Origin of the sequence: Streptomyces atratus (assembly GCF_014648655.1) — a bacterium.
GTDB classification, from domain to species: Bacteria; Actinomycetota; Actinomycetes; order Streptomycetales; family Streptomycetaceae; genus Streptomyces; species Streptomyces atratus.
The window spans coordinates 247,805-262,186 of sequence record NZ_BMRN01000003.1; the positions used below are offsets into that span (position 1 = coordinate 247,805).

The 14,382-nt window shown below is 69.3% G+C and carries 13 protein-coding genes; 9 read left to right on the forward strand and 4 right to left on the reverse strand.

Going from position 1 to position 14,382, the window contains the following annotated elements; translation table 11 throughout:
• Window positions 1–2: 2 nt before the first annotated feature.
• The 3 genes from rpsG (at window position 3) to tuf (ending at window position 3,992) form a co-directional block, all read left to right on the forward strand.
• Window positions 3–473 carry a 30S ribosomal protein S7 gene (gene rpsG / locus IEZ15_RS06745; RefSeq protein WP_072485550.1) on the forward strand — a complete coding sequence of 157 codons (471 nt, stop codon included), beginning with the start codon at window positions 3–5 and terminating at the stop codon, window positions 471–473.
• A gap of 38 nt (window positions 474–511) precedes the next feature.
• Window positions 512–2,638 (forward strand): elongation factor G, encoded by a 2,127-nt coding sequence (fusA, locus tag IEZ15_RS06750; protein ID WP_114246098.1) that lies wholly within the window; start codon window positions 512–514, stop codon window positions 2,636–2,638.
• 160 nt (window positions 2,639–2,798) lie between these two features.
• The gene (gene tuf, locus IEZ15_RS06755; protein WP_189275014.1) at window positions 2,799–3,992 is read left to right on the forward strand and encodes an elongation factor Tu; all 1,194 of its coding nucleotides are present in this window, start codon (window positions 2,799–2,801) and stop codon (window positions 3,990–3,992) included.
• A 104-nt stretch (window positions 3,993–4,096) separates the two neighbouring features.
• Here the strand turns inward: tuf and IEZ15_RS06760 are convergent, their stop codons facing one another.
• From IEZ15_RS06760 to IEZ15_RS06775, 4 genes are all read right to left on the reverse strand, one after another.
• Window positions 4,097–6,163: a PIG-L family deacetylase gene (locus tag IEZ15_RS06760; RefSeq protein WP_189275371.1), complete on the reverse strand. Its 2,067-nt coding sequence runs from the start codon at window positions 6,161–6,163 to the stop codon at window positions 4,097–4,099.
• Between the two features lie 213 nt (window positions 6,164–6,376).
• The gene (locus tag IEZ15_RS06765) at window positions 6,377–6,772 is read right to left on the reverse strand and encodes a GNAT family N-acetyltransferase (protein ID WP_373302519.1); all 396 of its coding nucleotides are present in this window, start codon (window positions 6,770–6,772) and stop codon (window positions 6,377–6,379) included.
• Between the two features lie 100 nt (window positions 6,773–6,872).
• Window positions 6,873–9,086, reverse strand: coding sequence for a poly(A) polymerase (locus IEZ15_RS06770; protein ID WP_189275018.1), 2,214 nt, complete (start codon window positions 9,084–9,086; stop codon window positions 6,873–6,875).
• Window positions 9,087–10,757 (reverse strand): RNA ligase family protein, encoded by a 1,671-nt coding sequence (locus IEZ15_RS06775; protein ID WP_189275020.1) that lies wholly within the window; start codon window positions 10,755–10,757, stop codon window positions 9,087–9,089.
• 509 nt (window positions 10,758–11,266) lie between these two features.
• Between IEZ15_RS06775 and rpsJ the strand changes: the two genes are divergently transcribed.
• Genes rpsJ through rpsS form a run of 6 tightly spaced genes read left to right on the forward strand, consistent with a single transcriptional unit; the run spans window position 11,267 to window position 14,381 of the window.
• On the forward strand, window positions 11,267–11,575 hold the full coding sequence (gene rpsJ, locus IEZ15_RS06780) for a 30S ribosomal protein S10 (RefSeq protein ID WP_003948644.1): 309 nt from the start codon (window positions 11,267–11,269) through the stop codon (window positions 11,573–11,575).
• A 13-nt stretch (window positions 11,576–11,588) separates the two neighbouring features.
• Window positions 11,589–12,233: a 50S ribosomal protein L3 gene (gene rplC / locus IEZ15_RS06785; protein ID WP_093897290.1), complete on the forward strand. Its 645-nt coding sequence runs from the start codon at window positions 11,589–11,591 to the stop codon at window positions 12,231–12,233.
• 4 nt (window positions 12,234–12,237) lie between these two features.
• Entirely contained in the window at window positions 12,238–12,888 is a 651-nt protein-coding gene (gene rplD, locus IEZ15_RS06790; protein ID WP_093897249.1) for a 50S ribosomal protein L4, read from the forward strand.
• Window positions 12,888–13,211, forward strand: a complete 324-nt coding sequence (rplW, locus tag IEZ15_RS06795) for a 50S ribosomal protein L23 (RefSeq protein WP_014154589.1) — start codon at window positions 12,888–12,890, stop codon at window positions 13,209–13,211. The genes rplD and rplW overlap by 1 nt, the downstream gene beginning before the upstream one ends.
• A gap of 39 nt (window positions 13,212–13,250) precedes the next feature.
• The gene (gene rplB / locus IEZ15_RS06800) at window positions 13,251–14,087 is read left to right on the forward strand and encodes a 50S ribosomal protein L2 (protein WP_093773282.1); all 837 of its coding nucleotides are present in this window, start codon (window positions 13,251–13,253) and stop codon (window positions 14,085–14,087) included.
• 12 nt (window positions 14,088–14,099) lie between these two features.
• Window positions 14,100–14,381, forward strand: coding sequence for a 30S ribosomal protein S19 (gene rpsS, locus IEZ15_RS06805; RefSeq protein WP_003966956.1), 282 nt, complete (start codon window positions 14,100–14,102; stop codon window positions 14,379–14,381).
• Window position 14,382: the final 1 nt, after the last annotated feature.

A 14,382-nucleotide genomic window follows, 5' to 3' on the forward strand; every position in this document is an offset into this window, starting at 1 on the left:
GAATGCCTCGTAAGGGCCCCGCCCCGAAGCGCCCGGTCATCATCGACCCGGTCTACAACTCTCCTCTTGTCACCTCGCTGATCAACAAGATCCTGCTGGACGGCAAGCGTTCCACCGCCGAGCGGATCGTGTACGGCGCCATGGAGGGCCTCCGCGAGAAGACCGGCAACGACCCGGTCATCACGCTGAAGCGCGCGCTTGAGAACGTCAAGCCCTCGCTCGAGGTCAAGTCCCGCCGTGTCGGTGGCGCCACCTACCAGGTGCCGATCGAGGTCAAGCCCGGTCGCGCCTCCACCCTCGCGCTGCGCTGGCTCGTGGGTTACTCCCGCGCCCGCCGCGAGAAGACCATGACCGAGCGCCTCATGAACGAGCTGCTCGACGCCTCCAACGGTCTTGGCGCTGCCGTCAAGAAGCGCGAGGACACCCACAAGATGGCCGAGTCCAACAAGGCCTTCGCGCACTACCGCTGGTAGTCGCTACCCACATCGAGACCGAGAGAAGATTGAGCCTTATGGCCACCACTTCGCTTGACCTGGCCAAGGTCCGCAACATCGGGATCATGGCCCACATCGACGCGGGCAAGACGACCACCACTGAGCGGATCCTCTTCTACACCGGCGTCTCGTACAAGATCGGTGAAGTCCACGACGGCGCTGCCACGATGGACTGGATGGAGCAGGAGCAGGAGCGCGGCATCACGATCACGTCCGCCGCGACGACCTGCCACTGGCCGCTCAATGATGTTGACCACACCATCAACATCATCGACACCCCGGGTCACGTCGACTTCACCGTCGAGGTGGAGCGTTCGCTCCGCGTCCTCGACGGTGCCGTCACCGTGTTCGACGGTGTCGCCGGCGTCGAGCCGCAGTCCGAGACCGTCTGGCGTCAGGCGGACCGCTACGGCGTGCCGCGTATCTGCTTCGTCAACAAGCTCGACCGCACCGGCGCCGACTTCTTCCGCTGCGTCCAGATGATCACGGACCGCCTCGGCGCGACCCCGATCGTCATGCAGCTCCCGATCGGTGCCGAGGCCGACTTCACGGGTGTCGTCGACCTCGTGACGATGAAGGCGTTCGTCTACCCCGTCGAGGCGACCAAGGGCGAGGCGTACGACATCGTCGACATCCCCGCGAACCTCGTGGAGAAGGCCGAGGAGTACCGCGGCAAGCTCCTCGAGGCCTCCGCGGAGAACGACGAGGCGCTCATGGAGCTCTACCTGGAGGGCGAAGAGCCTTCCGTGGAGCAGCTCTACGAGGGCATCCGTCGCATCACCATCAACTCGGGCAAGGGCGGCGAGACGACCGTCACCCCCGTGTTCTGCGGCACCGCGTTCAAGAACAAGGGCGTCCAGCCCCTGCTCGACGCCGTCGTGCGCTACCTCCCCTCCCCCCTGGACGTCGAGGCCATCGAGGGCCACGGCGTCAAGGACCCGGAGGAGGTCGTCAAGCGCAAGCCGTCCGACGACGAGCCGCTCGCGGCCCTCGCGTTCAAGATCATGAGCGACCCGCACCTCGGCAAGCTCACCTTCGTCCGGGTCTACTCGGGCCGCCTGGAGTCCGGCACCTCGGTGCTGAACTCCGTCAAGGGCAAGAAGGAGCGCATCGGCAAGATCTACCGCATGCACGCGAACAAGCGTGAGGAGATCGAGTCGGTGGGCGCCGGCGACATCATCGCCGTCATGGGCCTGAAGCAGACCACCACCGGTGAGACGCTGTGTGACGACAAGAACCCGGTCATCCTGGAGTCCATGGACTTCCCGGCGCCGGTCATTCAGGTCGCCATCGAGCCCAAGTCCAAGGGTGACCAGGAGAAGCTGGGTGTCGCCATCCAGCGCCTCTCCGAGGAGGACCCGTCCTTCCAGGTGCACTCCGACGAGGAGACCGGCCAGACCATCATCGGTGGTATGGGCGAGCTTCACCTCGAGGTGCTCGTCGACCGCATGAAGCGCGAATTCCGCGTCGAGGCGAACGTCGGCAAGCCCCAGGTCGCGTACCGCGAGACGATCCGCAAGGCCGTCGAGCGCATCGACTACACCCACAAGAAGCAGACCGGTGGTACCGGTCAGTTCGCCAAGGTGCAGATCGCGATCGAGCCCATCGAGGGCGGCGAGGCCTCGTACGAGTTCGTCAACAAGGTCACCGGTGGCCGCATCCCCCGTGAGTACATCCCCTCGGTGGACGCGGGTGCTCAGGAAGCCATGCAGTTCGGCATCCTGGCCGGCTACGAGATGGTCGGCGTCCGCGTCATCCTTCTCGACGGTGGCTACCACGAGGTCGACTCCTCCGAGCTGGCGTTCAAGATCGCCGGTTCGCAGGCGTTCAAGGAGGGTGCCCGCAAGGCGTCCCCCGTGCTCCTCGAGCCGATGATGGCCATCGAGGTGACCACGCCCGAGGACTACATGGGCGATGTCATCGGTGACATCAACTCCCGCCGTGGCCAGATCCAGGCCATGGAGGAGCGCAGCGGCGCTCGCGTCGTGAAGGGCCTCGTGCCCCTTTCGGAGATGTTCGGCTACGTCGGAGACCTCCGCAGCAAGACCTCGGGTCGCGCAAGCTACTCGATGCAGTTCGACTCCTACGCCGAGGTTCCGCGGAACGTCGCCGAGGAGATCATCGCGAAGGCCAAGGGCGAGTAACTCTCCCGAGCTCACGCTTTAGGCTTGTCACCGGAGCCTGGTGGGGCATTCGTCGCAGAGCGCAAGCAATGCGGTGAATGCCCCCGGCCCCGGCATCCCAGCAAAGATCACCTGGCGCCGATGAAGCAAGGCGTACAGAACCACTCCACAGGAGGACCCAGTGGCGAAGGCGAAGTTCGAGCGGACTAAGCCGCACGTCAACATCGGCACCATCGGTCACATTGACCACGGTAAGACGACCCTCACGGCCGCCATTACCAAGGTGCTGCACGACGCGTACCCGGACCTGAACGAGGCCTCGGCCTTCGACCAGATCGACAAGGCTCCCGAGGAGCGCCAGCGCGGTATCACGATCTCGATCGCGCACGTCGAGTACCAGACGGAGTCGCGTCACTACGCGCACGTCGACTGCCCGGGTCACGCCGACTACATCAAGAACATGATCACGGGTGCGGCGCAGATGGACGGCGCCATCCTCGTGGTCGCCGCCACCGACGGCCCGATGCCGCAGACCAAGGAGCACGTGCTCCTGGCCCGCCAGGTCGGCGTTCCGTACATCGTTGTCGCCCTGAACAAGGCCGACATGGTGGACGACGAGGAGATCCTGGAGCTCGTCGAGCTCGAGGTCCGTGAGCTCCTCTCCGAGTACGAGTTCCCGGGCGACGACCTTCCGGTCGTCAAGGTCTCGGCGCTCAAGGCTCTTGAGGGCGACAAGGAGTGGGGCCAGACCGTCCTCGACCTGATGAAGGCCGTCGACGAGTCGATCCCGCAGCCCGAGCGCGACGTCGACAAGCCGTTCCTGATGCCGATCGAGGACGTCTTCACGATCACCGGTCGTGGCACCGTCGTCACCGGTCGTATCGAGCGTGGTGTCCTGAAGGTCAACGAGACCGTCGACATCGTCGGTATCAAGACCGAGAAGACCACCACCACGGTCACCGGCATCGAGATGTTCCGCAAGCTGCTCGACGAGGGCCAGGCCGGTGAGAACGTCGGTCTGCTCCTCCGTGGCATCAAGCGCGAGGACGTCGAGCGCGGCCAGGTCATCATCAAGCCCGGTTCGGTCACGCCGCACACCGAGTTCGAGGCCCAGGCCTACATCCTGTCGAAGGACGAGGGTGGCCGTCACACCCCCTTCTTCAACAACTACCGCCCGCAGTTCTACTTCCGTACCACGGACGTGACGGGCGTTGTGACCCTTCCCGAGGGCACCGAGATGGTCATGCCGGGCGACAACACCGTCATGAACGTCGCGCTGATCCAGCCCGTCGCCATGGAAGAGGGCCTGAAGTTCGCCATCCGTGAGGGTGGCCGGACCGTGGGCGCCGGCCAGGTCACCAAGATCGTCAAGTAATTACCTGACTGTCTGACCTGGTTGCTCCGCACAGAGCACCAAGGAGGGCCCCGGCCCGCCGCGCAAGCGGTGGACCGGGGCCCTTCGGTATGTTCCGAGACTTCTCAGGGGCGCCAGAGCCACGGCAGGGCGTCGGGCCCCAGGGCCACCACCGCCGGCCGCCCGTCCCTGCCGACATGCAGCGCGGGCCCGTCCAGCGCCACCGGCCCGTGCTTGCGTACGGAGATCCCTCGGGATGTACGGAGCTGGATCAGGCCCTTCTCGGTGCGGCCGAGCAGCACCGGGCCGCGAGGCGACCCCGCGGCGGACACCGGCCCGTACCCGTCGAAGCCCACCCGGTCCTTGATCAGCCGCCCGTATCCGTCGATGCCGGTCTCGTCAGCCGTCTCCCCGGTCATCACGGTCGTCAGGCGGGCCTTCGCGGCCGCGCGGTAGAACAGCTCGACGGTCCCGTCCGCACCGGGCAGTGCGGCCGGGCCGTCCGCCGGCACCGGTACCCCGCTGATCTGGGTGCGTGCGGTGACCTCATCCCCGGGCGCGTCCTGCGTCCAGTGATGCACCGCGTAACGGCCCGCCGCGAAGACATGGACGCACCCCGCGTCGTCCACCACGGCGGCCAGCCCGTCCTGGACCTCACCCCCGCCCGTGTCCCGCCACCCGCTCCACCGGCCGTCCGTGTCCCGTACCCGCGTACTGAGGCCCTTCTCCGCGTTCCGTACGAAGAGATGGACGCGCCCGTCAGGGGCGGCGACCGCGACCGGGACGCCGATCCGGCGTCCGGTCTCCCCATTCGGCTCGGGGTTGCCCAGCCCCCGCCAGGCACGGAAGTCGCCGCCGGGGGAGCGCTGTTCCAGCACGACGATCTCGCGTTCGTTGTCCCCGCCGTGTCCGCCGAGCGCGGCGAACCGCAGCCCGAAGAGCAGCTGCCGCCCGTCCGGCAGGAGTGCGCCGCCCAGGATCGGTGCGAGCGGGCCGCCGCCGAGGTCGTCCGGTGTCTTCCACACCCCGCTGCCCGGCGCGCTCTCGCGCCAGCGCACCGCCCGCAGTCCCAGCACCCCGTACGCCACGAGCCGGCCGTCCGGGGCGGTGGCGACGACGGGCCGTGGGCCCGGGTAGCGGTAGTGGGTGGACCGTACCCAGCCCTTCCGGTTGGTGAGCGGCCGGTTGCCGCCCACGTTGTAGTCCCCGCAGCCCGCCGGGTTGCCGCACCGCCATTCGGCCGAGCCCCCGTACGGCACCAGGTGCGACGCCTTCTCGGCCAGCACGGCGGGGGGCAGGTTCTTGGGCCAGTGCCGGTTGTAGTAGCCGCGGAACGCCGTGGTGGCGAAGCTGGGTACACCCCCGCCCACGGCGGTGGTCCGGGCCACCCACCGGATCAGCGCCGTCCAGGTGAACAACGCCGTCGCGGTGTGGTCGGGGTGGTCGGAGTAACCCTTCTGCTCGCTGTCCCGTCGCCGGACGAGCTCGCTGCTGTGCTGGATGTCGGGGTCCGGGTCCATGGTGTGCACGATGCTCGGCCGATAACGGTCGAACAGCCCGTCCAGGACGTCGATGAGCCCGTCGTAGGTGTACGAACCCGCTTTCTGGAGCGGAGAATTGTCGGCTACGACGGTGGGCAGGACGAGCCGCCGGTCCTGCCAGAGGCTGGGCAGCCCGAGGCGCCCGTACGAGGTGTGCATGGCGGTGTTGATGAAGATCAGCTCGACCCTGTGGGCGCCGTTTCCGAGGCGGTTGATCTCGGCGCGATGGTTGCCATGGAGATCGATGACGGACTTCTGCCACTCCGTGAACCTGCCGAGGCCGAGCAGTGTCGCGTACGCCTGGCGGAGCCCCTGGTGACGAGAGGAGGAGTACGCCGCCTTGTCGGGGGCGGGCAACGGCCGGCCGGGGACGCGGTTGACGCCGGTGGCCTCGCCCGCGGTCAGATAGACGCAGACCAGCGGTGTCCCGGCGTCGAGGGCCTGCTGGGTGTCCGGGTTCATGAAGTACAGGTCGTCGTCCGGATGGGCGAGGATCTGCATCATCAGGGCCGGGTGCGAGGGGCTGATCGGCAGGCCGGGCATCGGATTCGCGGTGGGGTTGCGGCGGCGGGGCGAGGCGGGCACGGTGCAGGCACCGAGGACCGCCAGGCTCATCGCACCGGCCGCCGTCATAAGAGTGCGCCGCGACATTCTTGTGGGAGATGCGCGCAGCGCAGGTTCGTCCGTCACACCGTGCTCCGTCCAATTCCCCCGCAGCGGGCAGGCGTGCGGCCCTGCGCTGCGTACCGAATCCCGTGCAGGCGGCGGCAGGGGGGCCGGCCGCTGCTGCGGGGGGATAGACGGAGATTCCCGGGGGTGGGTTGCCTGGGGTTTTACAGGTGTGGGCCGAAGGGCCCGGACGGCCTAGCGTGCGGGCGTACGCACCATGAACACGTCGACCGGGTCCTGTCGTTCCTCGGTGAACCCGTGCCGTTCGTAGAGCGGGCGGGCGGCGCTGCCCCGCAGTACGTTCAGGCGGACGGTCGCGCCCTCCTCATCGGCCCGCGCGAGCAGCGAGCGCAGCACGGCGGTACCGATGCCGCGGCCCTGGAGGGTGGGGGAGAGATAGAAGTTCTCCAGCCACAGCCCGTCCTCGACCGGCCGCAGGGTGACGCAGCCCGCGAACTCGCCGTCCGCGACGACGACCGAGGTGTGCTCCGGTGCGTAGACGTCCCGCAGCCGCTGCCGTACGCGGTGCTCGTCGTAGCACCCGAGCCGCTCCAGGTCGGGGCGCATCACGGTGGCCCTCAGCTCGGCCATGACCTCGACGTCCTCCGGCTCGGCGGGGCGCAGGGCCCAGGCCGCGACGGTGCTGTTGTTCACGGATGGATTCTCGCAGGTGGGTTGCCGCCGGTTTCCGTCACCGCAGCTCCGGTGCCGCGCCCCGGCCCGCCCGGCGCAGGCCCGCTTCCGGGATGCCACGCAGCAGCCGGGCGCCGATCTCCGCGAGCCGGGCCTCGTCCGGCGGGGTCCGTCCCAGGCCGATGGCGTACTGGGTGTGGGACGCGTCCGCGCCGAACGGGCGGGGCCAGGCGTGGGCGTCCGGGGAGCCCGCTTCGGCGAGAGCGGCGAGCAGGGCCAGGAGCCGGCCCCGGAAGCGGCCCTCGTCGGGGCCTGGGCGTACCGAGACGATCGCCCAGGCGGCGTGACGGAGGTGCAGGGGCGGCGGGGCGCAGAGCAGGGCGTGCGGCACGGGGCCGCAGACGGCGGCGGACTCCAGGATCTCCCAGGCGCGGAAGAGCTCCTCGGCGATGAGGTCGCGGCCTGCGGGGGAGACCTGCGAGGTGCAGGGGCGGACGGGGGCGGTCGGGGTCAGCACAGTGAGGGGGAGTTCACCCGCCTCCCCGGACCCGACCGGCCGGTTCCAGTCCCACACGGCCCAGGTCGCGAAGAAGTGCCGGAGCAGGGGCAGCGGCGGCAGATCACCGGCCTCGTGGGCGGTGCGGGCCGCCAGTACGGACCAGGCGAGGCCGGGCAGCCCGCCGCACGGTGCGGAGTCCAGGCCGCGTGCCCGGGCCCAGGCCTTCACCTCGCGCGCGAGGCGGGTGAACGCGGCCCGGTGCGGGTCCGCCGCCGCGAGCACCGCGTCCGCGTCGCTCACCGCGCTGAGCGCCGTGGCCGCCACCTCGCCCAGTTCGGTACGGCGGGCGACCGCCACGTCCGGGGAGAGCTCACCGGTCGCGACGGTCACCAGGTCCACCCGGAGCCCGTCGAGGCAGAAACGCAGACCGGGTACGCGCGCACCGGTCACCTCGCGCAGACCGACGGCCTCCGGCAGAGCAGCGGTCAGCCGCTCCCGTGTCCCCCGGAGATCCCCGTCACCGGGCAGCGCCGCGACCAGGTCCACATCGGCGCCGGGCAGCGCACAGCCCATCCGCCGCGAGCCGACCGGATGGACGCGGCCGTCGGGCAGGGCGGCGCTCACCCGGCGGACGATCTCCGCCGCGTCGGATTCCGATCCGTCCTCCGGCGCCCCGGTCAGCTCCACCCGTACCCCGAAGTGGTCCGACACATACAGCCCGTCCGGCGTCGGTACGTCGCCCAGCAGCGCCGCCGACACGGGCCGCAGCCGCTCCGAGCGGACCAGCACCCGGTCCAGCCGGGACGCACGCCCCGTCAGGGAAGAGACGGCGGCCAGCGGGTTGACGGACGGATCGAAGGTCGGCGTCCGGTCGTCCGCGCCGCGCACCCGGCTCCAGGCATCCGCCATCCCCAGCCGGTCCTGCGGAGTGTCGCCGCCGTCGTTGAAGTCGCCGAGCAGCATCACATCACCCTCGATCGCGGCCAACCCCGCTGCCAGATCGGCCAGTTCGGCATCGCGCCGGGTGGCGCCGTTCGCCGAGTGGTCGCTGCTGAGATGGGTGACGGAGACCGTGACCGGTCCTTCCGCGGTCTCCACGACCACGGCGGCGACCGCCTTGTGCGGGCCGAGGACATGCAGGCCCGCCTCCCGCACGGGGACTCTGCTGAGCAGCAGGAGACCGCAGTCGGCGACATCCCGCCCGGCCGGGTCGGCCCAGAGGGTGTAGCTCTCGCGGACCCAGGGCGTGGCCAACAGCAGGCCGAGCAGGGCGGGTTCGGCCTCCTGGAGAGCGATGACATCCGCGTTCGCCGCGTGCAGGGCGTCGAGGAGCAGTGGCCGGCGCCGGGCGGTGTCGATGCGGTCGCTGTCGTAGCGGTCCCAGAGGGTGTTCCAGGTCAGCAGCGCCAGGGAAGCGGACCGCGCGGGCGCCGGTGCGTCCTCGGGCACGGGTGTCCAGGCGGCCTCCGGTACGCAGTACGCGTGCGGCGTACGAGAGGTGAAGTACGGGGACGGCAGCCGGCGCGGGGTGCGTACCCGTCCGGCGTCCGTCGCGTCGATCCGGTCCACGCCCGAGGACCGGTCCCAGACCACCTCACCGTCGGCCTCGAAGAACAGCACCCGGTGCCAGGGAATGTCCCCGCCGGGCGTGAACCGGGGCAGCGGCACCCGTTTGGGCACGGTCCCGCGCTGTGCCACGCCCATCACGAAGCACGCCGGGTCGAACCGGGCGTCCCAGCGGACCCGGTGGTAGATCTCCTCGCTGGTACGCATCTACGCCCTGTCCTCCACGGTTCCGCTCGCGCCGATGTACCAGGTGCGGTGCGCCTGGCCGGGGTACGGGGGCACGAACCGGTGCAGCTGCGAGGCCAGCACCTGTGGGGGCACCGGGTGGGTGCGGCGTTCGTTGCGCCGGATCAGTTCCGCCTCGTCGACCAGGGCCACGGCGTGGGTGAGCAGCGCGTCCCTGCGCCGGGCGACCGTATGCACCAGGGAGCGCTGGTGCGTGTTGAGCGAGGTGGCGTCCCAGACGACCGTGCCACCCGCGGCGAGCGCGGTGTCCAGCCGGTCGAGCCCCTCGCGCAGCACCTCCCCGTTGGCCTTCTGATCGGCGCGCGATCCCCGGGCCAGCCGCAGGTCGTCGAGCGAGAGATACGTGTCGACACCGGGCAGAGCGCGCGCGAAGGTGCTCTTGCCGCTGCCTGAGGGGCCGACCAGATGGACCAGGCGCGGGAAGTCCCCGGTCCGCCACCGCCAAGTCGCGGCGACGGCCTCCTCGGCGGTGGTGATCCGGCCCAGGGCGTATGCCTCACGTGCCTGCGCCCGGCAGCGGTCGGCGGCCGCCGGCTCCAGATCCGCGAATGCCTCGCGCAGCCCGGCCGGTTCCCGTACATCCTCCGCGTGCAGCGCCGACCACTCCACCTGTTCACGCGTTCCGACGGTGTCCGCCACGGCGGCGGCCAGCGCGTGCAGCAGTGGCAGATCGGCGGCGAACGACATCCGGACCAGGCCGGTCCTGCGCTCCTCGTCCGGGTACGGGCGGTGCAGTGCGGGGTGCAGTCCGACGAGATCCGCGATACGCCGGGCCGATGGCATCCCCAGCGCACCCGCCAGCGCGGGCGCCAGTTCCGTACGCCGTCCGCGGTGCAGCAGCGCGGCCAGTACGCCGGTCAGCCGGTCGTCGCCCGTCCGGCCCAGCGCGTCGAGGGAATCGCCCATCGCGACGGCAGCCCCGGCGTCCCCCGGTGCCGTGCCTGCCGCGTCGGCCAGTGCCGCCGCGTCGACCGGTGCCCCCGACCGTACGGCCCACAGGGCGGCGGCCGGGCCGAGCCCGTTCTCCACGACGGAGGCGTGCATCCAGTGCGTATCGGTCTGCACGTGGCCGGGCCGCACCCACTTCGCCACCCGGCGCCCGAAGTCCGGTGCGTCGAAGCCGTCCGCGGGCCGTACGACGTACCCCTCCTGCCGCCCGGTGTCCGGCCCGAGCGCCCGCAGCGCCTTCTCGGCCCGCGTGTCGAACACTCCCCGCCACAGCACCGGCGGCACGGGAATCCCCAGCTCGCGCAGGAAGGCGACGGTCCGGTCCCAGCCCAGGCAGTGCTCCCCGTCCCAGACGGAGAAGCCGTAGAAGAAGCTCTCCAGGCCGTCGTACGGGATCGAATGGCGCGCGAACATGTTCTCGCCGCACACCCGCCACCCCTCGGGTATGCGGGCCCCGATCCGGCCCTGCAGCGCCTTCACCCACCCCCGTGAGGGGTGATGGGCGGAATCGAGAGAGCGTGCGTGGAGTCCGTCGGCGTAGAGCGTGGTGTTCTCGCCGTCCAGCTTCTCGGTGACGACGACCTCGCGACCGGTCAGCCCGGAGAGGTCCGCGATCCGTACGTCGTCCGAGGTGGCCCCCGGGGACCAGGGCAGATGCGCGGTGCGCGGATAGTGCGTACGCATGATCGATGCCCCTGATGACGACGGCGTGCCCGGCCGGTCACTGTAGGGGCGGGTTCGTACGACGCTCGACCGAATTACGATGAGCGGTGCCCGGCACTGCTCCCGCTGCGCGCCCGCGTTTGACCGGGCGACCACGCGGGGTAAGATCCTCCGCCCGATTGGCCAGGCTCACACCCCGTATGGCACACTGACCAGGTTGCTCGGTTGAGTGTCAATGCTGCGCGCCTCCCGCCGGGAGGACCGGAAGCGAGTCCCACAGTACTCGTCGACCCCCTGCGGGTCGGACGTACGGGAATCTTCCGGGAAGCGTCAGTGGGGCACCGGCCAGGCACCCGGTGGGTGTTCCGCCCCCGGTCTCGCGGTCCTCGGGCCCGCACCCCCTTGGTTGGGAAATCCTTCGGGAGATCTGCGTAGAGGGGATGCGACACGCCCGACCGCGTGGGTCGGAGACGGAGTCCTTAGAACCCCCGGGTTCCAGGGCGTTATGAGAGACAGGACTACTAGTAGCCATGGCGGGACAGAAGATCCGCATCCGGCTCAAGGCCTACGACCACGAGGTCATCGACTCCTCGGCGAAGAAGATCGTCGAGACGGTGACCCGCACTGGTGCGTCGGTCGCGGGCCCGGTGCCGCTGCCCACTGAGAAGAACGTGTACTGCGTCATCAAGTCGCCGCACAAGTACAAGGACTCGCGCGAGCACTTCGAGATGCGCACGCACAAGCGCCTCATCGACATCCTCGACCCCACGCCGAAGACGGTTGACTCGCTGATGCGTCTCGACCTGCCGGCGGGCGTCGACATCGAGATCAAGCTCTGAGGTGACGCGCGAGATGGCTAAGAACATTAAGGGCGTCCTGGGCGAGAAGCTCGGCATGACCCAGGTCTGGGACGAGAACAACCGGGTCGTCCCGGTGACCGTCGTCAAGGCCGGGCCCTGCGTCGTCACCCAGGTCCGCACCAACGACAGCGACGGCTACGAGGCGGTCCAGATCGCCTTCGGCGAGATCGACCCGCGCAAGGTGAACAAGCCCCTCAAGGGCCACTTCGCCAAGGCCGACGTGACCCCGCGCCGCCACCTGGTGGAGCTCCGCACCCCTGACGCCAGCGAGTACACGCTGGGCCAGGAGGTCACTGCCGAGGTGTTCGAGTCCGGCGTCAAGGTTGACGTCACGGGCAAGAGCAAGGGCAAGGGCTTCGCCGGTGTGATGAAGCGTCACAACTTCAAGGGCGGCAAGGCGTCCCACGGTGCCCACCGTGTGCACCGCATGCCCGGCTCCATCGGCGGCTGTGCCACCCCCGGCCGTGTCTTCAAGGGCATGCGCATGGCGGGTCGCATGGGCAACGAGCGTGTCACCACCCAGAACCTGACCATCCACGCGGTTGACGCGGAGAAGGGTCTGCTCCTCATCAAGGGCGCAGTTCCCGGTCCGAACGGCGGCCTCGTCCTGGTCCGTACCGCGGCCAAGGGGGCTTGAGGTAATGAGCACCATTGACATCCTTTCGCCGGCAGGCGACAAGGCCGGTACCGTCGAGCTCCCCTCGGAGATCTTCGACGCGAAGACCAGCGTTCCGCTGATCCACCAGGTCGTTGTCGCACAGCTGGCAGCTGCCCGTCAGGGCACGCACAAGACCAAGACCCGCGGCGAAGTCCGTGGTGGTGGCCGCAAGCCGTACCGCCAGAAGGGCACCGGCCGCGCGCGCCAGGGTTCGACCCGTGCGCCGCAGTTCGCCGGCGGTGGCGTCGTCCACGGCCCGCAGCCGCGTGACTACTCGCAGCGGACCCCGAAGAAGATGAAGGCCGCCGCCCTGCGCGGTGCCCTCTCCGACCGGGCACGCCACTCCCGTATCCACGTCGTCACCGGCGTGGTCGACGGTGCAGTCTCCACGAAGGCCGCGAAGACGCTGTTCGGCAAGATCTCGGAGCGCAAGAACCTGCTCCTGGTCGTCGACCGTGCCGACGAGGCCGCGTGGCTGTCCGCCCGCAACCTGCCCCAGGTGCACATCCTGGAGCCGGGCCAGCTGAACACGTACGACGTGATCGTCTCTGACGACGTGGTCTTCACTCAGGCCGCCTTCGAGTCCTTCGTGTCTGGCCCCCAGACCGCTGAGACCGAAGGGAGCGACGCCTGATGAGCGAGGCGACCGTTACCAGCAAGACCTACTCGGACCCGCGCGACGTTCTCGTCAAGCCGGTCGTTTCCGAGAAGAGCTACGCGCTGCTCGACGAGAACAAGTACACGTTCATCGTCGCGCCCGGCTCCAACAAGACCCAGATCAAGCAGGCCGTGGAAGCGGTCTTCTCGGTCAAGGTCACCGGGGTCAACACGATCAACCGGCAGGGTAAGCGCAAGCGCACCAAGACCGGTTTCGGCAAGCGCGCTGACACCAAGCGCGCCATCGTGACCCTCGCCGAGGGCGACCGTATCGACATCTTCGGCGGCCCGACCTCCTGACGGAGGTCGAGTCGTCCGGAATCGGACGAGGACTGAGAAATGGGTATCCGCAAGTACAAGCCGACGACCCCGGGCCGTCGTGGCTCCAGCGTCGCCGACTTTGTCGAGATCACGCGGTCCACGCCGGAGAAGTCGCTGGTCCGCCCCCTGCACAGCAAGGGCGGCCGTAACAACGCCGGTCGTGTGACCGTTCGCCACCAGGGCGGTGGCCACAAGCGCGCCTACCGAGTGATCGACTTCCGTCGTCACGACAAGGACGGCGTGCCGGCCAAGGTCGCGCACATCGAGTACGACCCGAACCGCACCGCGCGCATCGCGCTCCTGCACTACGCGGACGGCGAGAAGCGCTACATCATCGCGCCGCGTGGCCTGACGCAGGGCGACCGTGTCGAGAACGGCCCGGCCGCCGACATCAAGCCCGGCAACAACCTGGCGCTGCGCAACATCCCGGTCGGTACGACCATCCACGCCATCGAGCTGCGGCCCGGCGGCGGCGCGAAGTTCGCCCGTTCCGCGGGTGCCTCCGTGCAGCTGCTGGCGAAGGAGGGCACCATGGCCCACCTTCGTATGCCGTCGGGTGAGATCCGCCTGGTCGACGCCCGCTGCCGCGCCACCATCGGTGAGGTCGGCAACGCCGAGCAGTCGAACATCAACTGGGGCAAGGCCGGCCGCATGCGCTGGAAGGGCGTCCGCCCGACCGTCCGCGGTGTCGCGATGAACCCGGTTGACCACCCGCACGGTGGTGGTGAGGGCAAGACCTCCGGTGGTCGCCACCCGGTCTCGCCGTGGGGTCAGAAGGAGGGTCGTACTCGCTCGCCGAAGAAGGCATCGAGCAAGTACATCGTCCGCCGCCGCAAGACGAACAAGAAGCGCTAGGAGCGGGTTTAGATGCCGCGCAGTCTCAAGAAGGGGCCCTTCGTCGACGGCCACCTCATCAAGAAGGTGGACGTACAGAACGAGGCAGGCACCAAGAACGTCATCAAGACCTGGTCCCGTCGCTCGATGATCGTCCCGGCCATGCTGGGTCACACCATCGCGGTGCACAACGGCAAGATCCACGTCCCGGTGTTCGTCACCGAGTCGATGGTCGGCCACAAGCTCGGCGAGTTCTCGCCGACTCGCACCTTCCGCGGCCACGTCAAGGACGACCGGAAGTCGAAGCGCCGCTAAC

Excerpts from the sequence above, each read along its gene's own strand:
- rpsG (WP_072485550.1), top strand. The coding sequence starts at position 3 with ATGCCTCGTAAGGGCCCCGCCCCGAAGCGCCCGGTCATCATCGACCCG.
- fusA (WP_114246098.1), top strand. The coding sequence starts at position 512 with ATGGCCACCACTTCGCTTGACCTGGCCAAGGTCCGCAACATCGGGATC.
- IEZ15_RS06760 (WP_189275371.1), bottom strand. The coding sequence starts at position 6,163 with ATGTCGCGGCGCACTCTTATGACGGCGGCCGGTGCGATGAGCCTGGCG.
- IEZ15_RS06765 (WP_373302519.1), bottom strand. The coding sequence starts at position 6,772 with ATGGCCGAGCTGAGGGCCACCGTGATGCGCCCCGACCTGGAGCGGCTC.
- IEZ15_RS06770 (WP_189275018.1), bottom strand. The coding sequence starts at position 9,086 with ATGCGTACCAGCGAGGAGATCTACCACCGGGTCCGCTGGGACGCCCGG.
- IEZ15_RS06775 (WP_189275020.1), bottom strand. The coding sequence starts at position 10,757 with ATGCGTACGCACTATCCGCGCACCGCGCATCTGCCCTGGTCCCCGGGG.
- rpsJ (WP_003948644.1), top strand. The coding sequence starts at position 11,267 with ATGGCGGGACAGAAGATCCGCATCCGGCTCAAGGCCTACGACCACGAG.
- rplC (WP_093897290.1), top strand. The coding sequence starts at position 11,589 with ATGGCTAAGAACATTAAGGGCGTCCTGGGCGAGAAGCTCGGCATGACC.
- rplD (WP_093897249.1), top strand. The coding sequence starts at position 12,238 with ATGAGCACCATTGACATCCTTTCGCCGGCAGGCGACAAGGCCGGTACC.
- rplW (WP_014154589.1), top strand. The coding sequence starts at position 12,888 with ATGAGCGAGGCGACCGTTACCAGCAAGACCTACTCGGACCCGCGCGAC.
- rplB (WP_093773282.1), top strand. The coding sequence starts at position 13,251 with ATGGGTATCCGCAAGTACAAGCCGACGACCCCGGGCCGTCGTGGCTCC.
- rpsS (WP_003966956.1), top strand. The coding sequence starts at position 14,100 with ATGCCGCGCAGTCTCAAGAAGGGGCCCTTCGTCGACGGCCACCTCATC.